We start from the raw sequence: 21,309 nt of genomic DNA on the forward strand, positions 1-21,309 counted from the left end.
GCGTTTTTTTATGCTTTTTATTTCTATAATGCTTTAAGATAATTAACTGCTAAGCCAATAAATAAGGTGACGGTGACACTCAAAAGTGTACCGAGCATAACATATTCGGTGAGTTTTTTATCTTTACTGGCACGTAAGTCGCCAAAGCGAAATACCGATTTTGCTGCTAATAAAAAGCCAACGCCAGCCAACTGATCTAGCAAAATAAATGTAAGCATTAATACTCGCTCAAGCATGCCAATACTTTGCCCCGCTGCTGGTAAACTTCCTGTGGAGCTAAACCCGGTAGTGAGACGCTCTAACATCATACGAATGAACACAGCACTGGGACTCAATACCAGTAAATAGCCACATAGCACCCATAATGTAGTGGGGGTTATCAGCCATTGCCAAATGCTGGTAATAAATTCACTGTTGTCGCTCAACCACACAGTCAGTAGTAGTATCACGACAAGATGAGCAAGTTGATCAATGATAAATGGCACAACCCCTTTGTTTGAATATGATTTTGCTAAATCAATTAAGTAGTGGGTCACGATAACAATAGCTGTGGCAATACCGATACGCGAGAGCTCTTGCCAGCCAAAACTAAACTCCCACCAGCTGACAATTGCTGCCGTAGTTAGACCGTGCACTAGCACATGCAAGTACAGTTTTTTAGCACGAAAGTGACGTGTATTACGGTTATTAACCCAACTCATTGGCTGCCAATAAAAATCAGCTAAAATATGACCGATAAATAATGCAACTAATAACAACATAAAACTCATTTTTTTACTCCTATCACGGCATTAGCAATGGCCTGCTCTGCATAGTCTAAAAAACGCTCGATCAACTGATAATGTGCAAGATTAAGTAACTTGGTCACATTCTCACGACTGGTTTTTAATTGTTTAGCAAGTTCACTATGTTGATTGTTTTCTGCGGTTAAATAGACATATAAGGCATTCGCTTGTTTGTGTGTCATTTTGCTCAGGAGCACGTCAATAAAAGCTAGATTAAGGGTTAAGCCATCATTTTTGAGTTCATCAATACTGCTAAGAGTAAAGCGTTGGTTATGGATTTCGTCAAGACCGCGCCCCGATAATGTAAATGCAGAGCCTGTTGCTGTTTTAATATCGGCTCTAGCATTATCTATTTCACCAATGGCAAGGCTTTGGCGAATTTCATAGCCGGTGGCTTTAAGATGTAAGTAAAGCAGCACTGCGACACGGCATACTTGGGGTGGTTGATTTATTTGCACCTGAAAAGCATCGCCTCGATAAATAATACTTTGTCCTAGATGGCGTTGAGTAATTGCTCGCAAACTTTGGTCGAGCTGGTAGAGCATCGCATCGTAGTCGTGCTTTGGAATATGTTGTGATTTGATCACATCACCGCTGATCACCGCAATCATAAATGTCCTTGATTTAAGTTACATAAAGAAAAGTAACCAATTTTGGTTACATGCTTCAATGTAACTAATTTAGGTTACTTGAAAGCTAAATGCAAGGGCTTGAAATTAATCAGGGTATGCTACAGTAGCGTGATTAATTTAAAAGGGATAACGCATGAGTCAAGAAATACATAGTACAACGGCGAAAAAGCCGAGAGTGGGGATTTTTGTCGATGTCCAAAATATTTATTACACCTGTCGAGAGAGCTACCGAAAAAACTTTGATTACAATGCCTTTTGGGCAAAAATCAGTGATGACTATGATATAGACTGCGCGATTGCATATGCAATTTATCGCGGGGACGAAAAGCAATCTCAATTTCAAAATATTCTTCGTGCGATTGGTTTTGAGGTAAAGCTAAAACCATTTATTCAGCGTAAAGATGGCAGCGCAAAAGGCGATTGGGACGTCGGCATCACCATCGACATGCTAGAACAAGGTAAAAACCTCGACAAAGTTATTTTACTCTCCGGCGACGGGGATTTTGCCTTATTACTGGGTCATTTACAGCATCATTATAATGTACCGTGTGACGTCTATGGCGCTGATAGACTGACGGCTGATGCATTAAAACAAAGTGCGGCACAGTTTTTTTGCATTGATGATTCCCTGTTACTTTGAAACTAATGTATTAAAAACATAACATCATGTTAAAAATATTTGACATGATGTGAGCCCACTCTTATAGTCATTAATGTTAAGTATACTTAACATCAAATTTATTATTATAAGGGGGTGATATGAGTTATACACAAAAATCGCGGTTACTTGAGATGTGCATAACGATGGTTGTGTTGTTTAATTACTTGCAGTCAGTATTATCAATGACGCCAGAAGCTCAGATGGATCCGTTATTAGCAAGTGGCTTGTTGATATCACTTACGATACAAACCGTTGTAATGCTTATTGTGATGCACATTATCTTAGCGATATTTAATACTAAATATGCGAATCAAGCGAAAGATGAACGCGAACAGGCTATTGCCTTAAAAGCAAAAAGTGTTGCACTACTTATTTTACAATTAGGCGTTGTGAACGCGGTGTTTGCAATGCTGATTGACCCACATTTTGGGTTTGCAATTAGTCCGGTTCACCAGTTAGTAATCGCAGCGTTGGTGAGCGAGATAATCGGCGCTGGGGCCGAAGCTTGGCTATTATATAGAGGTTAGAATGGCAAAGTTAGCGATTACTAACACGATCCGTGCATTACGGTTTCAGCATAATGAAATGACGCAGCAGCAATTAGCTGAAGTCGTTGGGGTGACGCGTCAAACAATTGCCGCAATTGAAGCGGCAAGGTATTCACCGTCGCTGGAGGTCGCTTTTAAGATCGCGATTGTTTTTAATCTACCACTAGAAAAAATATTCCAATATCGACAGTGAATCTTTACTAAATTATTATTTTTGGTAAACTGGATGCATATTCTGCATTTTTATTTATGTTTTTTGGCCATTTAAGTTATGAAAATAGTGTTATAAATCACCATTTTTGTTGTTTTTTTAGGTAATAATGTCATTTTTAAACCTTATTATTACGTTAAAAGATAGTCGACACTAATTTAATTGATATTAATTATTTATTTAATTCAGTTAATTAGAGATAAATGTGGGATATGTGAGATTTTTTATAAAAAACTTAATGACAACGCTGTCATTTGTTGTGTAACATTAATTCAACATGGGTTGAGGGTGAATCGCATTAAGATAATAAAAAAACATGCGATTAATACAAATATAAAACGAAGGTTAGAGGTCGTTAAATGATGGCTAAGAGTGCGAATGAGGACCAATTGTATATTGGTATCGACGGTGGCGGAACTAAGTGCCGTGCAACTATATACTCTGTGCAAAACGGGGTATTAGGAACAGGTTTAGGTGGCCCTGCGAATCCATTACATGGGTTGGAGCGCACATTAGAGTCAATAATGGTATCTACACAATTGGCGATGCGCGATGCAGGTTTGCCATTAGAGTCTATTCATCAAGTGTATGCCGGTTTAGGATTGGCGGGTGTTAATTTACCGAACTTATATGAAAAAATAACAGAGTGGGAGCACCCATTTAAACAAATGTTTTTAACTACTGACTTACATACGGCGTGTATCGGGGCTCATGAAGGCGGTGATGGTGCCGTGATCATCACGGGTACTGGTTCATGTGGTTTTTCATATGTAAAAGGGCAGTCGGTGAATTACGGCGGTCATGGTTTTGCACTTGGCGATAAAGGCAGTGGCGCATGGATGGGCTTAGAGGCAATTAAAGCGGTGTTAATGGAGCTAGATGGTTTAGGTCCTAACACGATAATGACGCCAGTGGTTAAAGAGCATTTTAATGTCACCACAGCAATGGGCATTGCAGAGCAAATGGCCGGACAACCGTCAAGTAGCTATGCAAAACTTGCTCGCTATGTATTTGATGCAGCACACCAAGGCGATCAAATCGCTTTAGCCATTGTAAAAGACGGAGCGCAATACGTGAGTCAGTTAGCGCATCGTTTATTAGAGAACAATCCTCCGCGTTTATCTATGATCGGTGGTCTTGCAGAGCCTTTAAATCAATGGCTTGACCCAGCAATTGCAAAACTCGTTGAAGTACCAAAGCAACCGCCTGAAATGGGCGCAATTTATTTTGCACAGCAATCAGTATTAGAGCAAGACCAAAAGGTAGCACTGTAATGAAAACCTTCTATCGCGCGACACGTTTATTCACGGCTGAAAAATTTCTAGATAATGCATTATTCAGCGTTGAAAATGGCGTTTTTCATCTTGAAACTTCCACCACAGGCAGTGTTATTGAGCTAGATGGTTTAGTTGCGCCAGGCTTTATCGATGTACAAGTTAATGGCGGTGGCGGGGCATTTTTTAATGCTGAGCAAAGCACACAATGCTTAGATCGTATCGCAAAAGCGCATGGTCAATTTGGTACAACGGCACTGATGCCAACACTTATCACCGATAAAGTTGAAACCATGCAAGCAGCTGCTGATGCAACAGCAAAAGCAATATGCGAAGGGGTCGCGGGTGTATTAGGTATTCACTTTGAAGGTCCGCATTTGTCTTTTCCAAAAAAAGGCACACACAGTGAGCAGTTTATTCGCCCAATTAGCGAACAAGAATTTGCCATTTATGCGCGTCAAGATTTAGGTATCAAAATGGTTACCTTAGCGCCAGAAAATGTCAGCATTGCTGATATTGAGCGCTTAGTGGCGTGTGGTGTAAAAGTATCACTAGGTCACACTAATGCTGACTATACAACGACAATGGCGGCACTCAATGCTGGCGCCGATGGGTTTACACATTTATATAACGCGATGTCGCCGTTTACATCGCGTGAACCAGGCGTGGTTGGCGCTGCGCTTTGGCATGATAACAGCTGGTGTGGCTTAATTGTTGATGGGCATCATGTACATCCATTGTCTGCACAATTAGCTATTCGCACCAAACAGCGCGGCAAAATTATGTTAGTCACTGACGCAATGCCACCAGTGGGTACCGATGATATGGAATTTGATTTTTTTGACGGGCGCAAAGTAATTCGTACTGGGGATAGATTAAACTCAAGTACGGGCGAATTAGCAGGCAGTGTATTAGACATGGCCAGTGCAGTGCGTAATACCATTAATACATTGGATGTAAGCCTCAGTGAAAGTTTACGCATGGCTGCACTGTATCCAGCAGAATATTTAAACCTCAAGAAAAAGGGACGTTTACTTGATGGCTTTGATGCGGACTTTGTGGTGCTCGATGAACATCAGTTTGTAAAAGCCACTTATATTGCAGGTAATGCAGTGTAACGTTTCCCTGTAAAAACCCCGCAGTTGTATCGCGGGGCTTTTTATTTAAGAGTAAAAATAATGACAACAGCACATACAGACACAAAGCCGAGTAAAAAGCGCTTAGCATCTCTTGATGCTTTACGTGGCATGGATATGTTTTGGATTTTAGGTGGGCAATCTATTTTTGCCGCTTTATTTGTTTTAACCGGTTGGACTGGTTGGCAGGTATTTGAAGCGCATACGCTACACAGTGCATGGCATGGATTTACATTTTACGATTTGATTTTTCCGTTATTTATCTTTTTATCAGGTGTGGCGATGGGCTTAGCACCAAAACGCATCGATCACCTGCCATGGCAAGAGCGAAAAGTTTTTTATGCTAAAGCATTAAAGCGGTTATTGCTATTGTGCGGGTTAGGGGTGATGTATAACCATGGTTGGGGCACAGGTATTCCGCTTGCCTTCGATGAAATACGCTATGCGAGTGTACTTGGTCGAATAGCGATTGCATGGTTTTTCTGTGCAATGCTAGTGTGGCATACCAGTATTCGCACACAGCTCTTTACAGCAATCGCTCTCCTGCTAGGGTATTGGATCTTGATGTGTTTTATTCCTGTACCAGGTGGTAACGCTGGTGATTTAAGTGCACAGGGGAGTTGGAATGCATGGTTTGATTCGCATTTTTTACCCGGTATTAGTTATCAAAATAGAGCCGTCGACCCCGAGGGCGTGTTATCGAGTCTACCAGCTATTGTGAATGCCATGTTTGGGGTATTTGCAGGACAACTAATCGCCAGAGCAAGTAAGGTTGGCGAGTGGCAAACAGCAGGCATATTATTTGTTGCAGGTGTTGTGAGTGTTTGCTTAGGTTGGCTTTGGGATTTACAGTTTCCAGTTAATAAAGAATTATGGACCAGTTCATTTGTTTTAGTCACAGTCGGGTGGAGCGCAATATTACTGGCTGTGTTTTATGCAGTGGTTGATATTCTCAATGGCCAAAAATTAGCTTATCCGTTTGTGATTATTGGTGCTAACTCAATCATTATTTATTTGGCATCAAGCTTAGTGAATTGGGAGTTTATAAGCCATAGCGTGTTTGGTGGCTTTATTGCAGCAGCAGCTACCGATTGGCAGCCACTGATTGGCGTGGTTGCGCTTTTGCTGGTGCAAATGCTTTTATTACATTGGATGTATAAGCGCAAAATATTTGTCAGTGTTTAGCTGGCTAATGTACAGCACAGTAAAAAAGGTAAATTTTTATTCACTTTTACTTTACAAACTAAAATTGAATGGTAATAATGACAGCGTTGTCATAATGGTATTGACCAAATAGTGTATCCCTGTTTGGTTTGATCTAAGGCCCAATCCGATTGCACATGGGGTTGGGACTTAGATCCCATTTTTTCATCAACTAATTTAATAACTGAGCAAATTAATATGCAAATAGTAATTTTAAATGATGCAGCAGCCGTAGCAGCATATGGCGCAAATATTTTCGCAACACAATTACAAAAAAAACCAACGTCAGTGCTCGGTTTAGCAACGGGCTCTACGCCAGTTGCGTTATATCAAGAATTAATCGCTAAAAATAAAGCGGGTGAGATTTCATTTTCACAAGCAACAACGTTTAATTTAGATGAATACTTAGGTTTAACGGGCGATCATCCACAAAGTTACCGCCACTTTATGAATGAGCAATTGTTTAGCCATATTGATATAAACAAAGATAATACCTTTGTACCGCCAGGGGATGCCCTAAACCCAATTACAGCATGCAAAGAATACGAAGACAAAATAGTTGCAGCAGGCGGTGTTGATGTACAGTTATTAGGCATCGGACGTAATGGTCACATCGGCTTTAATGAGCCTTCATCAGGTCTGCGTTCACGTACTCGCGTAAAAACACTCACAAAAGCAACGGTAGATGATAATGCCCGTTTTTTTGCTGCTGATGAATATCAGCCACAGTTATCAATTACGATGGGAATTGGTACGATTTTAGAGGCGAAAAAAGTCGTATTACTTGCAACGGGTGAAAATAAAGCGGATGCGGTACGCGCTATGATTGAAGGGCCACTGATGGCTGCATGTCCAGCGTCGGCACTACAGCTTCATCAAGATGCAGTGATTGTAATTGATAAAGCGGCGGCAAGTAAATTAGCCGATTTAGAATTTTATCAGCATATTGAAGCTGAAAATCAAAAATTACAGGCTCATTTAGCTACATTGTAATTACGACAGAATTTATTGTGTGTTTAAAAAAGTCCGTAAGGGCTTTTTTTTTGCCTATTTGTCAGTGAGTAATAATTGGGTTTAAGTAAGTGTTATGGTAGTTTTAGCCATCTAAATAGTAAAAAGGATAAGCATGCTTAATTACAGCCAGATGCCTTTAAACCGTGCATCAAACCTACGTAAAGAGCAACAATGGGTGGCAGCACAAATAAATGAGCAAAGCCGTTGGTTATTGGTGAATAACAATCACACTTTATTTGATATAAATAATATTGCTGTGACTTTTTTAAGCTTTAGTGATGTGAGTCACTTAGCATTAAACGAAGCGATTTTTTTAGGTTTAGATGAGCAGCAAACCAGTCATTTCGCACTTGATGTAAGCAAGCTAGACGAAGCCGTCTTAAGTCAGCTGATAGGTGACGCTGAGTTTGTTGATATTCGCCGCTTTGGGGTGCAAGTGGAAATCGCGCAAGGCTCAATGGCTGCACTGGCACGAGGTTTGTGTTACTGGCATGCAACTCATCGTTTTTGTGGACGTTGTGGCAGCGAAAACGAGCTTGTTGAAGCTGGTCATTCACGTTTATGTAGTAATGATGGGTGTAAACACCAAACGTTTCCGCGAACTGATCCGGCCGTGATCATGGTGGTTACTCGTACATTTGCTGATGGTGTTGAACGCTGTTTACTTGGTCGCCAAGCAATATGGGCACCAGGTATGTATTCGTCTTTAGCTGGTTTTGTTGATCCGGGCGAAAGCTTAGAGCAAGCGGTGGCGCGTGAAGTGATGGAAGAAGCGGGCATTGTGGTTGAAAATGTTAAGTATATTGCCTCGCAGCCGTGGCCATTTCCATCATCGATTATGCTGGGCTTTACCGCTGAAGCTGTTACAGAAAATATCCAGGTTGATAAGGACGAACTAGACGATGCGCAGTGGTTTAGCCGTGAAGAGCTCGCTCAATTTGGCAATTGGCACGAAAAGGGGGAGCATTTAAAGCTACCAAGAGCTGATTCTATTTCGCGCTATTTAATCGACTATTGGTGTAATTTGCAAGATTAAGCATAGTGCAGAGTATGTTCTAACGAAATATTTTAAGGATTAATGATGACGACAAAAAGCAATAAAAATACGCTGTTAGTAAGTACCGGACGTAAAAAAGCATATACTCATGGGGTGGTTAACCCCGTAGTGCAACGTGCATCGACAGTTGTTTTTGATTCAGTGGCAGAGCTTAAAGAAGCGGCAAAAAAACGTGGCGATAAAACACTTTTTTATGGTCGTCGTGGTACTACTACACATTTTGCATTACAAGAAGCGATCACTGAGCTTGAAGGTGGTGAGGGATGTGCGCTTTATCCATGTGGTGCAGCGGCCATTAGCAGCACACTATTGGCTTTTTTGAAAGCGGGCGATCATATCTTAATGGTAGATAATGCCTATGAACCAACGCGTGATTTTTGCGATAAAATTTTAGCTGGCTTTGGCGTTGAGACGACTTATTATCCACCAACAATTGGGGCAGATATTAAAGCGCTGATCAAAGACAACACCAAAGTGCTGTTTTTAGAGTCGCCAGGTTCTATCACCATGGAAATTCAAGATGTACCAGCCATGGTTGCAGTTGCCAATGAGCATGGGGTAATGACCATGCTTGATAACACCTATGGTAATGGCTTGCATTATCGCCCACTTGAACACGGGGTGGATATTAGTATTCAAGCGGCAACTAAATACATTGTGGGTCATTCGGACGTGATGATGGGGGTGGCAGTGGCCAATAAAAAATACTGGCCGACACTTCGAGAAAATTCATATTTACTTGGTCAATGTACGTCGGCTGATGACGCTTATTTAGCGTTAAGAGGCCTGCGCACTATGGCGGTACGTTTAAATCAGCATGAAAAAGCCGCGATCGAAGTCGCTACTTGGTTAGAGCAGCATCCGTTGGTTGACCATATTCGTCACCCGGCATTTGCAACGTGTCCGGGTCATGAGTTTTTTAAGCGTGATTTTGATGGTAGTAATGGCTTGTTTTCTTTTGTTATGAAACAAGGTAACCAAAGCGCGATTGATGCTTTTTTAGATAGTTTAGAGCATTTTAAAATGGGCTTCTCGTGGGGCGGCTTCGAGAGTTTAGTGACTGCCAACTTAACTATGAAAGGTTTACGCTCAGCAACTGGTTGGACGCAAGGACCAGTGATCCGCTTACATATAGGCCTTGAAGATGTGGACGATTTGATTGCTGATTTAAGCCAAGCACTCGACATATACCAACAGAATTTGTAGCCTGCGGATCAATAAGATTACATTATTTGTTACAAAGCTCGTATTAATACGGGCTTTTTTTTGCTAGTAATTCAACACGTTTGCCCTTAGTGTAAGCTGTATATAGATTAATAAGGAATATCTGTGACGCAACTCCACCCTCAGCGATTATTAAAGATTGCCCAGTTTGAACTAGTGAGATTATTTTTGACCAAGCGCGGCTTACTTGCTGTTGCCGCATTTTCGATTTGTTGGTTATTGATTTTACGTTATCCGATAGGTCAAGCTGTCAGCTTAATTAGTTCGCCCCAAATAGCCGATTTAGCACAACAAGTGTTTGGCGCTATTGGGCTGAGTAAATTACTCGATTGGCCTGAAGCTGAATTAGCTATGTATTGGTTAATTGCATTGTATAGCTTTCCCAGCTTTTGCTTGTTTTTATGTAGCGACCAACTTGTTGGTGATAAACAACGAGGAACACTACGCTTTTTATCTCTTAGAGCTACCCGTAATGAAATGTTATTTGGCCGCTTTTTAGGACAGGTATTTATTTTAGCAGCATTACTACTTGTTACCTTGGTAGCTTCAGTTGCGGTTATGGTATTTAGAGATCCAGCATTATTAGTCAGTGGCATAAGTCGTAGCTTTATTTTGTTCTGTTATTTATTAATTGCTGTTTTGCCCTTTATAGCACTAATGACGTTGTTAAATACTTTTGCACGCTCAGCGCGTTTAACTGTAGTGCTTGCCGTATTATTTTTTGCTGGCGGAAATATTGTGGTCAGTATTTTAAGCTGGCAAATACCCGTTTTGGCAATGCTTGATTATGTTTTCCCTGGCGTACAACTTGATCAAATGGCAGGACAAAACGCAGGAATATTTAATAGCATTGGCATTCCGTTAATACAAACTACCGTGATGCTAGCGATTGCTCAGCGTATTTTTGCAAGGAGTTCTCTATGAGCACACTAATACACGCAACAGGTTTAACTAAGCAGTATGGTAATAAATTGGCCCTTGATCAGGTAAGTTTTGAGATACAGCAAGGTGCGCCAGTAGCACTGGTTGGGCCAAATGGTGCAGGCAAAACCACCTTGTTTAGTTTGTTATGCGGTTATATTTTACCAACAAAAGGCACGCTCAATATTATTGGACATAATCCAGGCAGTAGTGAATTGTTTGGCAAGCTCAGTGCGTTACCGCAAGATGCTCAACTTGATCCGCGCTTTAGTATCGCTCACCAACTGGCGTTTTATGGCCAGCTACAAGGGCTGTCAAATAAGCAAAGCCAAGCAGAAGCGATCCGCGTACTTGAGTTAGTCGGACTAGCTGACGTTGCTAAACAGCGTTCTGATGATTTATCACATGGAATGCGTAAACGTGTCACCATAGGTCAAGCGCTGATCGGGAAACCACAAATAGTCATGCTGGATGAAGCAACCGCTGGGCTTGATCCTATTCATGCTCGCGAAGTACGCGAAGTGGTTGCGAATCTTAGCAGTGAGGCTACCTTTATTTTAAGTTCGCATGATTTAACTGAACTAGAACGCTTATGTTCACATGTACTGCACCTTGATAAAGGTAAGCTCACAGAGCATCCAACGCACAGTGATAATAGCGAACTAGAGTCTGGATTTATTACATTGTTATTGAGCGAGCATTACCCGGATGTTGAAGAGAAAATACAAGCTTTAGCAGAAGTGTCTAAAGTGTATATGAGCCAAGCTAAAGAATATGTTATCGAGTACCAAAAAACGGCGACACCATTTGATATCACCATACTGCAACATTGTTATCAGCAAGGTTGGCGGTATCGCCAATTGGTAAACGGCCATACATTAGAAAATCAAATATTTAAACAGGAGCAAATATAATGGGTTTATTAAGTGGTTTAATGGGTAATGCCAGTGAAATTGATGACAATGATTTAGAAAAAGTATTGGCAAATACACTGATTGAAGGTGAACAAGTTGAAAAGGCCTATAAAGTGGTACGTGACATGTTTATTTTTACTAACAAACGTTTAATTTTGTTGGATAAGCAGGGGGTCACTGGCTCAAAAATAGAGATGATCAGTATTGCTTATTCAAAAATTACTAAGTTTAGTAAAGAAAGTGCAGGTCATTTTGATTTAGATGCTGAATTAAAAATTTGGGTTGGCTCTGATCCAACACCGATCAGCAAAGACTTTAAATCGGGTGATAATATCAATGATGTGTACCGGATAATCAGCCAGTACGCGCTTTGATCATAATTGAGCTTTTAAAACGGTAGCGATTAACATTCCTATTCGCTACCTTTTTTTTACACTTCCTTACATTCACTTACATTTTTATAATAAAATACAAGCACTTAGTTAAGTTTCAATTCAGTTTACTCGCGTTAGGATGTGCCCCGTCTTAACCAACCGGTTAAACGTTAAACCTTGTAGCAATAAAACAATGTAAAATAGGGAAATCTTTTTATGAAAAAATTAGCAGTTATTATTTCGAGTATTCTTCTTTCTAGTGCCGCGACTGCTGCGGATAACTATCAGTCAATCAGCCATTTAGGATATATGGATATCGATGGCAACGACACAGTTAGTGTTGATTCAAAATATTACTTCTCACCAAAAGCAACATTAGGTCCTTACGATCAATTTGAGTATATTAACAAGCAAACCAACGTATATGGTTCATACATTGATAATGACTTTAGCGATGTAACAACTATCGGTGGTGAGTACTTTGTTGAAAATTTCGTTGTTGGTGCTAAATACAGCAACCATGACAGCGATTTCGGTTCAAGCACAGATGAAATTAATGTATCAGCAGGTTACTTTTTTAATCCAAATTTATTATTAAAAGCAACGTTTATTGATGTTGAAGATGCTGATAATGTGTTTATGTTTGATTTAGCATATAACCACCAGTTAAACAGCACAGATTACATCGGCTTCACTTTAACATCAGGCGATGAGTTTGATTACCGCGCTGTGAACGCTAAATACTTCATGGATCTTAAGCAAGGTAACTACCTAACTGTTGAAGGTACTGTTTCAGATACTGATGATGCAGGTAGCTCATGGGAACTTGGTTCAAACTACTATTTCACCAAAGCAACATCAGCGTTTGTTACATTTAACAAAAGCGATGATTACACTTTTGGTGCTCAACATTTCTTCAACAAAAATGTTGGCTTAAAAGCGGGTTACGGTAATAACTGGGATGATTCTGGTTATGACGCTTACTTTGCAAATGTAAGCTTACAGTTCTAATCAAACTGTAATACTAGTACTGCAATACTAAAAAAGCCCGCTCAATTGAGCGGGCTTTTGCATTTTTGTTATTTAACTAAGTTTACTTACCAACCACATTGTCGGCCTTTATTTTGCTCATCAAGGTATTTTTGCAGTGGCGCAAAGTAATCAAGTAGGGCTGTTGCATCCATTTCAGGTTTACCTGTTACGGTGGCTAATGCTTCTTGCCAAGGGCGGCTTGAACCCATTTCTAGCATAGCATTGAGTTTTTCACCTGCTTCTTTAGAGTTGTATACTGAGCAGCGATGAATGGCTTCTTTGTTACCTGCTATTTCACATAAACTACGGTGGAAATCAAACTGTAAAATATGCGCTAAGAAGTAACGTGTATAAGGTGTATTACCTGGCACATGATATTTTGCACCTGGGTCAAAGTCAGCTTCGCTTCGTGTGATAGGTGCTTTTACACCTTGGTATTTTTCACGTAATTCCCACCATGCTTTATTGTAGTTTTCAGGGGTTACTGCACCTGAAAATACTTGCCAACGCCATTGGTCCACAAGTAAACCAAATGGAATAAAGGCAACTTTATCCAGCGCCATCTTCATTAATAAGCCAATGTCTTTCGATTCATCAGGCACTTGCTCTAATAAACCAATTTCTTTTAAGTAACCAGGTGTTACCGAAAGCGCAATAGTATCGCCAATGGCTTCGTGGAAACCGTCGTTAGCACTTTCTTGATAATAAAGCGGTTGGGTATTGTAAGCGCGTTGATAAAAGTTGTGACCTAACTCATGGTGAATAACTGAGAATTCTTCACCAGTACGCTGAATACACATTTTAATGCGTAAATCGTCTTTACTATTTATATTCCACGCTGAAGCATGGCACTGTACATCACGATCGGCAGGTTTAGTGAATAACGAACGTTGGTAAAAGGTGTCAGGTAAAGGTGCAAATCCCATTGAGGTGAAAAATTTTTCAGCGCCGCGTACCATTTTAAGTTCATCGTAGTTATGCTCGGCTAATAATGCGGTTACATCATAACCAGGATCGGCATTTTCAGGTGCGACTACATCATAAATGTTGCCCCATGATTGCGCCCACATATTACCTAATAAATGCGCTGGGATAGGTTGGTCTTGGGGTACTTTGTCTTCACCGTATTTTTCACCTAACTTGGCACGAACATGACAATGCAGCGAATCATATAATGGTTTTACTTGCCCCCAAATACGATCAAGTTCTTTGGCAAAATCATCTGCTGGCATATCATACTTACTACGCCACATTGCACCAGTGTCTGCATAACCAAGCTCTTTAGCGCCTTCATTGGTTAATACAACTTGTTGTTCATACAGTGGACGCATTGGTTTTGATACCTGGCGCCAACCTTGCCATAAATCAAGCAGTTCGTTGTAATCACGGCTGGTGGCCATTGTTGCAGTCATATCACCTAGGCTTAAACAGCTGCCATCGTCTTTACAATATTTACCTTTACCATATATACCGCCAAGTTCAGCCACAAGCTGTGATAGTTTTGCTGTTTTTTCTGCATCTTGTGGGGCAGGTAAAGTCAGTGCCAGTTTTAATTTGTCGAGTTTACGACGTGCGTCATAATCAAGTTCGAGAGAGTCAAACTGTGCAGCTTCGTTAGCAAGGCGAACCACCGCTTCGGTCATTTTACGATTTACTTCAGCTGATAGGGCTGATGTATCATGCGTTATAAAGTTAGCGTAAATCCATTCCGCGCGACTTGATTCTAGATATAAAGCACTGAGCTCTTGCTCTGTTGTATCTAAAAAGGCTTGCGCGTCTTTTGCAGTTACCGGCGCAGGGCTTGCAACTTGAGTTACTGTGTTAGTGGCTTCTTGGTTACAGCCGCTCAATGCTAATGTGCTGGCAACCATTATTGCGCTCAAACTGAGCTTAAAATGTGGAGTAGTCATGTTGGTCCTTATATTTGTTATTTATCGTGTAGGATGATAGCAGCGTCTATGTGTTAGGCAAAGTTTATCAATAACCGACTCTTAAGCTCAGGCCATGCGAGTTTATAGTGGCATTGTATTTATTAAAGGATCGGTCATAATTAAGTCAATCTGTTTTATTAATTAATAAGGATAGTTTCCATGTCAGTGTTTATTTTGTTACTGGTGTTGGTGATAGTTATTTTTGCGGTTAAAGATATCCGCTTAAATCTCGTCAGCCGCCCGACATTTAAAATGTTTAAAAAGGTATTACCGCCGCTTTCGCAAACTGAGCGTGAAGCGATGGAAGCGGGCGACGTGTGGTGGGATGGAGAACTATTTAGTGGCAATCCTGATTGGCAATTACTTCACAGCTACCCAAAGCCAGAGTTGAGCGAAAAAGAGCGAATATTTTTAGACAATGAAGTGGAAACACTGTTGGCGATGCTTGATGACTATCACATTGTGCAAAAAGATAAAGACTTGCCAAAAGAAGTATGGGATTACCTAAAGACCCAAGGTTTCTTTGCGCTGATCATTCCCGAGAAATTTGGCGGACGCCAGTTTTCAGCAATCGCAAACTCAACCATTGTAGCTAAAATCGCCACTAAAAGCTTAACAGCAGCAGTGACCGTGATGGTGCCCAACAGCTTAGGCCCTGGGGAATTACTATTACATTATGGTACAAAAGAGCAGCAAGAGCGCTGGTTACCTTCACTTGCGAAGGGGGATGATGTGCCGTGTTTTGCTCTAACAGGCCCTGAAGCCGGCTCTGATGCTGGCAGTATTCCTGACTCTGGCGTAGTGTGTAAGGGTGAGTTTGAAGGCCAAGAAGTTGTAGGCTTACGATTAAATTGGTCAAAACGCTATATTACGCTTGCACCCGTAGCAACGGTTCTTGGACTTGCTTTTAAAATGTATGATCCCGATGGATTACTTGGTAAACATAAAGAGCTAGGTATAACCTGTGCGCTGATCCCAACAGATCACCCTGGTGTGGAAACGGGTGAGCGCCATTATCCATTGAATATGGCGTTTATGAATGGCACAACCTACGGTAAAGATGTATTTATTCCTCTTGATTGGATCATTGGCGGTCAAAAAGGGGCAGGACGAGGTTGGCGGATGTTGGTTGAGTGCTTAAGTGCCGGGCGCGGTATTTCATTACCAGCATTGAGCAGTGCAACAGGGCATTTATGTGCCCGTATGACATCGGCCTATGCAATGGTACGTCAACAATTTGGTGTTTCTATCGGGCAGTTTGAAGGCGTGCAAGAGGCGCTGGCTCGCATTGGTGGACTAACCTATAGTCTTGAATCATGCCGCTTAATGACTGCCGGAGCCATTGATTTAAAATTAAGCCCATCAGTGGTGACTGCGATTGCCAAATATCATATGACAGAGATGGGCCGCACGGTAATGAATGATGCTATGGACATTCATTCAGGTAAGGGGATCCAAGTGGGGCCAAATAACTATTTAGCGCACGGTTATATGGGCATTCCAGTATCAATTACCGTTGAAGGGGCGAATATATTAACCCGTAATCTGATGATCTTCGGTCAAGGTGCAACTCGTTGCCACCCATTTGTACTCAAAGAAATGGAAGCCGCAGCAATGGAAGATGACGATCTCGCGTTAAAAGAATTTGATTCATTATTACTGCAGCATATTTTATTTGCCGCTACTAATGCGAGTATGGCTTTTATACATGGATTAACGCGAAGCTATTTTGCAAAATCGCCCGTTTGTGGTGAGACTGCTTCATATTATAAGCAATTAGGGCGTATGAGCCGAGGACTTGCCTTTAGCACTGATGTGGCAATGTTAGTACTTGGTGGTGAGCTTAAACGTAAAGAGATGATTTCAGCGCGTTTAGGGGATGTCTTAAGCCACTTATACTTAGCATCTTGTGTATTAAAACGTTTTGAAGACGAGGGGCGTCAACAAGCTGATCTTCCGTTCGTAAAATATGCGGTTGAATTGTCACTGTTTGAAATTGGCCAAGCATTTGACGGTTTTTTCAAAAACTTTTCAAACCCGGTTATTAACTTCATCCTAAAACGTATTGTATTTCCGCTTGGTAATCATTACCAGCGCCCAAGTGATGAACTTGCACAAACAATTTGTGAGCATATGACGCAACCAGGGGTATTTAGAAACCGCTTAACTCATTTATGTTATGTGGATGATAAAGCGGGTACTGGTGTGATGGAGAATGCATTTATAGCGATGCATGATACCAGCGCCGCCTTCAAACGATTGAAGAAATGGCAACGTGACGGCACACTTAACCGTAATGCTAATATAGCAACTGCAATCGACAGTGCGCTTGAAAAACAGTTAATAACTGATGAGCAAGGCGAAAAGCTACATGCTGCAAATAACCTACGCAAACAGGCTATTGCGGTAGATAATTATCAGCCAGGTGAACTGTAATAGCGAAAACTAACAAGCCTTGCTGCGAGCAAGGCTTGTTAAGCGGTCTAAATATTTAATATAAAGCGTTAGCGTGCAAATGGATCGGCATTTATTTTATCAACGTACCAATTGCCTTTTTTACGCACCATTTTTACGCTGCGCATATCATCAACTTTATTCCCATTGAAGTGGCCTGTGAAAATAAGGTTGATATTGGCTGTATCGCCATATTGTTCTCTTAAACTCATATTAGTCATATCAACTTCAATTACTACATCATCGTATTGCATGTTGACTAAATTGCGGGCAAATTGTTTTGAGGTGCCGTAAGAGTTCATGATCCGCGCCATTTTAGGTGTGGCCATAGTACTGGCTTTGCTTAGGTCGTTTTCGTTATAAAGCGTATCAAAAAATAGTGCAGCGCTATTTCCTGGAGTATTTTTTTCACCTTTTGGTGAATCTTCATTTCCACAGCCGCTCATTAGCAGTAAAAATGTAGCAGTGCAAAGAGTTATAAATGATTTCATTAGATAAATAGATTTATTAGTGATGATTTAGTGTGTGACGAAATGCGACAGATGTAAAGTTTACGGTAAGAATTAGTGATGTGAATGCAATAAATAATAAAAAAGGATGCAGTTTGCATCCTTTTTCAAAAGCTATTTAAACTTATTGAACCAGCTCTTGCTCTGAAAACTCTTCAGCAAAAAGTGGGCTTGATAAATAACGCTCAGTTGCACTAGGTAAAATTACTACGACATTTTTACCTGCATTTTCAGGTAACTCCGCAATGCGCTTTGCTGCAACAACCGCAGCGCCAGATGAAATACCAACTAATATACCTTCTTTTTTCATCAGCTCATGAGCCATTGCTATACATTCTTCATTAGACACTTGCTCTACACCATCGATCATTGATAGGTCTAAATTACCAGGAATAAAGCCTGCGCCAATACCTTGAATTTTATGTGGCCCAGGTTTAATTTCTTCACCCGCGAGTGTTTGGCTGATCACTGGCGAATTAGTTGGTTCAACAGCGATTGACTTTACATTAAGGCCTTTTTCAAGTTTCAAATAACGGCTGACACCAGTAATTGTACCTCCAGTACCCACACCAGCCACAAAGAAATCAACTTTTCCATCTAATGCATTAAAGATTTCTGGGCCTGTTGTTTCAAAGTGAATTTTAGGGTTTGCAGGGTTTTCGAATTGTTGTAATAAAATAAACTTTTCAGGGGCTGATGCTTGAATTTCCTTTGCCTTAGCGATCGCACCATTCATACCTTTAGCACCATCTGTTAAGACTAAATTAGCACCTAATGCTTTTAGTAACTTACGACGTTCAAGACTCATGGTGTTTGGCATTGTAAGCGTAAGTTTGTATCCACGCGAGGCCGCAACAAACGCCAAAGCGATACCTGTGTTACCTGAAGTTGGTTCAATCAGCTCTTTATCTTTAGTCAGCTCACCTGATTTTTCAGCTTCCCAGATCATTGATGCACCAATACGGCATTTAATGCTAAAGCTAGGATTACGAGATTCTATTTTAGCAAAAACATTACCTGTCGTTACACGGTTTAGTTTTACTAACGGTGTGTTACCAATACTGAGTGAGTTATCTTCAAAAATAGTAGACATAATGTTCCCTTAGGTGCAATTTATTCAATCGTGACCGATTTTTATTGTAAATCGATCTGTAATAGTGACACTTTACTGCTGAATTAAAAAAACTAAAGTAAAGTTTGGCTATAAGATATATCTATTCGGCTTATAACTGAATGAAATAAAAACAGCGACAGCTTGTATGTATAGTTATTAAAACAAAAATACTATCAGGTATGCTGACATAGGATTATTAGGGATACAAATACTGACCAAAATTTATATGCGCTAGATCATAATGAATTGCCTAGTAGATATTATAATGAACAAATTAGACGGGCGTTTAACGCTAAAAGTGATTGTATTTTGTGCAAACAGGCTGTTGTTGAGCGGTTTTATGATACATATAATTAAAAACATGCTAAAACCTCACCCATCAAAATTTATGAAGTGATGACAATGACGTTAATCTTAAAATTAATTGCCGGTATATTGGCCGGTATTTTAGTGGGTTTATATGTTCCACTAACGGGAGTTGAACTCCTTTACACGGTAAAAGAAATAATTGGCCAACTGATCACTTTTACTATTCCACTAATTATTTTATTTTTTATAGCATCAGGTATTGCTGGTTTACCAAAAGGCTCAGGCCATCTGTTAGGTAAAACCGTTGGTTTCGCCTACGGTTCGACCATTATTGCAGGCACATTAGCAGTGATGGTTGTTAGTGCAATTATTCCGTTATTTGATGGCGGTTTAACCTTCGAAGCTGAAATAGCCACCGAAGTGGCAAGTTTTATTGATTTAGAGATCCCACCATTGATGGGTGTTATGACTGCGCTTGCGACAGCGTTTGTGTTTGGTATCGGTATGAGCCAATTAGAGCTAGAGACCTTGAAAAAAGTATCGGATCAGGGCCGCGATGTGATTGATGGTTTGCTAGCAAAAGTTATTATCCCAGCATTACCGTTTTATATTGCAGGTGTGTTTGCTGAGATGACAGTTGCAGGCACTGTTGTTGATACCTTACAAACGTTTGGTGTGGTGTTGATTGCTGCATTAATCATGCATTGGGTATGGTTAAGTATTCTTTATATCGGTACGGGTATCTTATTAAAACGCAACCCAGTTGAATTAATTAAAAATATGCTCCCAGCTTACTTTACAGCCTTAGGCACTATGTCTAGTGCTGCGACTATTCCAGTGTCTTTACGCTCAAGCAAAGCAAATAATGTAAAAGAAGATGTTGCTAACTTTACTGTACCTTTGTGTGCGACTATTCATCTATCTGGCTCAACGATCACTATCGTAACTTGCGCGATGGCGGTGATGTTTTTATCACCAAACATGGATGTACCATCATTATTTGGGATGTTGCCGTTTATTATGATGCTAGGTGTGGTAATGATTGCCGCACCGGGTGCTCCGGGCGGAGCCGTCATGTCTGCGCTGGGTTTGTTAACCAGTATGCTCGGTTTCAATGAAGGTGCTGTGGCGTTAATGATAGCGCTTTATTTGGCTCAGGATAGTTTTGGTACAGCCTGTAATGTTACCGGTGATGGTGTAATTGCTTTGTGGGTTGACCGCTTCAGTGAAAAAACGCCATCTTAAATTAGTTATCTGAAACGATAATTGAGTTATCGTTTCAGATTTTCTGTGTTAGTGTGACCAATTAAATTGTCATATTGACGTGCTGTTAGGTTATATGAGGGTGTCCCATTGATTAATGTACTTTTAGTTGATGACCATGAGCTCGTACGAACGGGTATCAAACGTATTTTAGATGATGTTCGTGGGTTTAAAGTAATTGGTGAAGCTAAAACAGGTGAAGAAGCGGTACAATTTTGCCGTCAGCATTCTCCTGATATTGTGCTAATGGACATGAATATGCCAGGTATTGGCGGATTAGAAGCGACCAAGAAAATTTGTCGCTATTGCCCTGATGTGAAAATTATTGTACTAACAGTACATTGTGAAGACCCATTCCCAAGTAAAGTGATGCAAATTGGCGCTCATGGTTACTTAACCAAAGGGGCGGGCTCTGATGAAATGGTTAATGCAATTCGCGCAGTAAATGCAGGGCAACGCTATATTGCACCAGAAATAGCTCAACAAATTGCCCTTGCGCAAGTGACGGGTCGTACTGATGAAAGTCCATTTCAGAGTTTATCTGAACGTGAATTACAGATCATGTTAATGATCACTAAAGGTGAAAAAGTACAAGACATTGCCGAACGCCTTAATTTAAGTTCTAAAACAGTGAACAGCTATCGCTATAGAATGTTTGAAAAGCTGAATGTGGGTGGTGATGTTGAATTAACTCATTTGGCTATTCGTCATAAGATGATCGACATCGACAGCGCCCACTAGTG

General features: G+C 40.6%; 21 protein-coding genes. 16 read left to right on the plus strand and 5 right to left on the minus strand.

Features of this window, described 5'->3' with window-relative positions:
- Positions 1–23 precede the first annotated feature (23 nt).
- Positions 24–770: a DUF3307 domain-containing protein gene (locus H5162_RS17150; RefSeq protein ID WP_149982955.1), complete on the minus strand. Its 747-nt coding sequence runs from the start codon at positions 768–770 to the stop codon at positions 24–26.
- Positions 767–1,396, minus strand: a complete 630-nt coding sequence (locus H5162_RS17155; protein WP_145242329.1) for a hypothetical protein — start codon at positions 1,394–1,396, stop codon at positions 767–769. Before H5162_RS17155 ends, H5162_RS17150 begins: the two co-directional genes overlap by 4 nt.
- Before the next feature lie 154 nt (positions 1,397–1,550).
- Here H5162_RS17155 and H5162_RS17160 point away from each other — a divergent pair, with 154 nt between their 5' ends.
- The 13 genes from H5162_RS17160 (at position 1,551) to H5162_RS17220 (ending at position 12,965) form a co-directional block, all read left to right on the plus strand.
- A complete protein-coding gene (locus H5162_RS17160; protein ID WP_179959226.1) occupies positions 1,551–2,057 on the plus strand; it encodes an NYN domain-containing protein in 507 nt (168 codons plus the stop codon).
- Positions 2,058–2,176: 119 nt separating this feature from the next.
- Complete coding sequence (locus H5162_RS17165) at positions 2,177–2,605, plus strand: hypothetical protein (RefSeq protein WP_182732233.1); 429 nt, start codon at positions 2,177–2,179, stop codon at positions 2,603–2,605.
- Between the two features lies 1 nt (position 2,606).
- Positions 2,607–2,819 carry a helix-turn-helix transcriptional regulator gene (locus H5162_RS17170; protein WP_149982957.1) on the plus strand — a complete coding sequence of 71 codons (213 nt, stop codon included), beginning with the start codon at positions 2,607–2,609 and terminating at the stop codon, positions 2,817–2,819.
- Positions 2,820–3,196: 377 nt separating this feature from the next.
- Positions 3,197–4,111, plus strand: a complete 915-nt coding sequence (nagK, locus tag H5162_RS17175) for an N-acetylglucosamine kinase (RefSeq protein WP_182779112.1) — start codon at positions 3,197–3,199, stop codon at positions 4,109–4,111.
- Positions 4,111–5,229, plus strand: a complete 1,119-nt coding sequence (nagA, locus tag H5162_RS17180) for an N-acetylglucosamine-6-phosphate deacetylase (protein WP_145242321.1) — start codon at positions 4,111–4,113, stop codon at positions 5,227–5,229. Before nagK ends, nagA begins: the two co-directional genes overlap by 1 nt.
- A gap of 60 nt (positions 5,230–5,289) precedes the next feature.
- The gene (gene nagX, locus H5162_RS17185) at positions 5,290–6,432 is read left to right on the plus strand and encodes a transmembrane glucosamine N-acetyltransferase NagX (protein ID WP_145242319.1); all 1,143 of its coding nucleotides are present in this window, start codon (positions 5,290–5,292) and stop codon (positions 6,430–6,432) included.
- 216 nt (positions 6,433–6,648) lie between these two features.
- The gene (gene nagB, locus H5162_RS17190; RefSeq protein WP_145242317.1) at positions 6,649–7,443 is read left to right on the plus strand and encodes a glucosamine-6-phosphate deaminase; all 795 of its coding nucleotides are present in this window, start codon (positions 6,649–6,651) and stop codon (positions 7,441–7,443) included.
- 133 nt (positions 7,444–7,576) lie between these two features.
- The gene (gene nudC, locus H5162_RS17195; RefSeq protein WP_145242315.1) at positions 7,577–8,500 is read left to right on the plus strand and encodes an NAD(+) diphosphatase; all 924 of its coding nucleotides are present in this window, start codon (positions 7,577–7,579) and stop codon (positions 8,498–8,500) included.
- A gap of 45 nt (positions 8,501–8,545) precedes the next feature.
- On the plus strand, positions 8,546–9,727 hold the full coding sequence (locus tag H5162_RS17200; RefSeq protein WP_145242376.1) for a cystathionine beta-lyase: 1,182 nt from the start codon (positions 8,546–8,548) through the stop codon (positions 9,725–9,727).
- A 123-nt stretch (positions 9,728–9,850) separates the two neighbouring features.
- Entirely contained in the window at positions 9,851–10,669 is an 819-nt protein-coding gene (locus tag H5162_RS17205) for an ABC transporter permease subunit (protein ID WP_145242314.1), read from the plus strand.
- Positions 10,666–11,580 carry an ABC transporter ATP-binding protein gene (locus H5162_RS17210; RefSeq protein ID WP_145242312.1) on the plus strand — a complete coding sequence of 305 codons (915 nt, stop codon included), beginning with the start codon at positions 10,666–10,668 and terminating at the stop codon, positions 11,578–11,580. The genes H5162_RS17205 and H5162_RS17210 overlap by 4 nt, the downstream gene beginning before the upstream one ends.
- Entirely contained in the window at positions 11,580–11,954 is a 375-nt protein-coding gene (locus tag H5162_RS17215) for a PH domain-containing protein (RefSeq protein ID WP_145242310.1), read from the plus strand. Before H5162_RS17210 ends, H5162_RS17215 begins: the two co-directional genes overlap by 1 nt.
- A 216-nt stretch (positions 11,955–12,170) precedes the next feature.
- Positions 12,171–12,965 carry a putative porin gene (locus H5162_RS17220; RefSeq protein ID WP_182779114.1) on the plus strand — a complete coding sequence of 265 codons (795 nt, stop codon included), beginning with the start codon at positions 12,171–12,173 and terminating at the stop codon, positions 12,963–12,965.
- 86 nt (positions 12,966–13,051) lie between these two features.
- On the opposite strand, the gene H5162_RS17225 is transcribed toward H5162_RS17220, so the two are convergent.
- Positions 13,052–14,896: a M2 family metallopeptidase gene (locus H5162_RS17225; RefSeq protein ID WP_182779117.1), complete on the minus strand. Its 1,845-nt coding sequence runs from the start codon at positions 14,894–14,896 to the stop codon at positions 13,052–13,054.
- A gap of 180 nt (positions 14,897–15,076) precedes the next feature.
- Here H5162_RS17225 and H5162_RS17230 point away from each other — a divergent pair, with 180 nt between their 5' ends.
- Positions 15,077–17,353: an acyl-CoA dehydrogenase gene (locus tag H5162_RS17230; RefSeq protein ID WP_182735607.1), complete on the plus strand. Its 2,277-nt coding sequence runs from the start codon at positions 15,077–15,079 to the stop codon at positions 17,351–17,353.
- Positions 17,354–17,421: 68 nt separating this feature from the next.
- Here H5162_RS17230 and H5162_RS17235 read toward each other — a convergent pair whose 3' ends face one another.
- Together H5162_RS17235 and cysK are read right to left on the minus strand one after the other, a co-directional pair.
- Positions 17,422–17,817, minus strand: coding sequence for a hypothetical protein (locus tag H5162_RS17235; RefSeq protein WP_392352533.1), 396 nt, complete (start codon positions 17,815–17,817; stop codon positions 17,422–17,424).
- 187 nt (positions 17,818–18,004) lie between these two features.
- Positions 18,005–18,973 (minus strand): cysteine synthase A, encoded by a 969-nt coding sequence (gene cysK / locus H5162_RS17240; RefSeq protein ID WP_145242300.1) that lies wholly within the window; start codon positions 18,971–18,973, stop codon positions 18,005–18,007.
- Between the two features lie 423 nt (positions 18,974–19,396).
- Here cysK and H5162_RS17245 point away from each other — a divergent pair, with 423 nt between their 5' ends.
- Both H5162_RS17245 and uvrY read left to right on the plus strand, forming a co-directional pair.
- On the plus strand, positions 19,397–20,548 hold the full coding sequence (locus H5162_RS17245) for a dicarboxylate/amino acid:cation symporter (protein ID WP_182779119.1): 1,152 nt from the start codon (positions 19,397–19,399) through the stop codon (positions 20,546–20,548).
- Between the two features lie 108 nt (positions 20,549–20,656).
- Positions 20,657–21,307: a UvrY/SirA/GacA family response regulator transcription factor gene (uvrY, locus tag H5162_RS17250; protein WP_016707677.1), complete on the plus strand. Its 651-nt coding sequence runs from the start codon at positions 20,657–20,659 to the stop codon at positions 21,305–21,307.
- Positions 21,308–21,309: the final 2 nt, after the last annotated feature.

The organism is Pseudoalteromonas sp. SR41-8 (genome assembly GCF_014163915.1).
Taxonomy (GTDB): Bacteria; Pseudomonadota; Gammaproteobacteria; order Enterobacterales; family Alteromonadaceae; genus Pseudoalteromonas; species Pseudoalteromonas rhizosphaerae.

Coding starts and splice junctions, on each gene's coding strand:
- H5162_RS17235 (WP_392352533.1), bottom strand. CDS start 17,817: ATGAGCGGCTGTGGAAATGAAGATTCACCAAAAGGTGAAAAAAATACT.
- nagA (WP_145242321.1), top strand. CDS start 4,111: ATGAAAACCTTCTATCGCGCGACACGTTTATTCACGGCTGAAAAATTT.
- H5162_RS17225 (WP_182779117.1), bottom strand. CDS start 14,896: ATGACTACTCCACATTTTAAGCTCAGTTTGAGCGCAATAATGGTTGCC.
- nudC (WP_145242315.1), top strand. CDS start 7,577: ATGCTTAATTACAGCCAGATGCCTTTAAACCGTGCATCAAACCTACGT.
- nagX (WP_145242319.1), top strand. CDS start 5,290: ATGACAACAGCACATACAGACACAAAGCCGAGTAAAAAGCGCTTAGCA.
- H5162_RS17150 (WP_149982955.1), bottom strand. CDS start 770: ATGAGTTTTATGTTGTTATTAGTTGCATTATTTATCGGTCATATTTTA.
- H5162_RS17210 (WP_145242312.1), top strand. CDS start 10,666: ATGAGCACACTAATACACGCAACAGGTTTAACTAAGCAGTATGGTAAT.
- H5162_RS17155 (WP_145242329.1), bottom strand. CDS start 1,396: ATGATTGCGGTGATCAGCGGTGATGTGATCAAATCACAACATATTCCA.
- nagK (WP_182779112.1), top strand. CDS start 3,197: ATGATGGCTAAGAGTGCGAATGAGGACCAATTGTATATTGGTATCGAC.
- H5162_RS17230 (WP_182735607.1), top strand. CDS start 15,077: ATGTCAGTGTTTATTTTGTTACTGGTGTTGGTGATAGTTATTTTTGCG.
- H5162_RS17200 (WP_145242376.1), top strand. CDS start 8,546: ATGACGACAAAAAGCAATAAAAATACGCTGTTAGTAAGTACCGGACGT.
- cysK (WP_145242300.1), bottom strand. CDS start 18,973: ATGTCTACTATTTTTGAAGATAACTCACTCAGTATTGGTAACACACCG.
- H5162_RS17215 (WP_145242310.1), top strand. CDS start 11,580: ATGGGTTTATTAAGTGGTTTAATGGGTAATGCCAGTGAAATTGATGAC.
- H5162_RS17220 (WP_182779114.1), top strand. CDS start 12,171: ATGAAAAAATTAGCAGTTATTATTTCGAGTATTCTTCTTTCTAGTGCC.
- H5162_RS17170 (WP_149982957.1), top strand. CDS start 2,607: ATGGCAAAGTTAGCGATTACTAACACGATCCGTGCATTACGGTTTCAG.
- H5162_RS17160 (WP_179959226.1), top strand. CDS start 1,551: ATGAGTCAAGAAATACATAGTACAACGGCGAAAAAGCCGAGAGTGGGG.
- H5162_RS17165 (WP_182732233.1), top strand. CDS start 2,177: ATGAGTTATACACAAAAATCGCGGTTACTTGAGATGTGCATAACGATG.
- H5162_RS17245 (WP_182779119.1), top strand. CDS start 19,397: ATGACGTTAATCTTAAAATTAATTGCCGGTATATTGGCCGGTATTTTA.
- nagB (WP_145242317.1), top strand. CDS start 6,649: ATGCAAATAGTAATTTTAAATGATGCAGCAGCCGTAGCAGCATATGGC.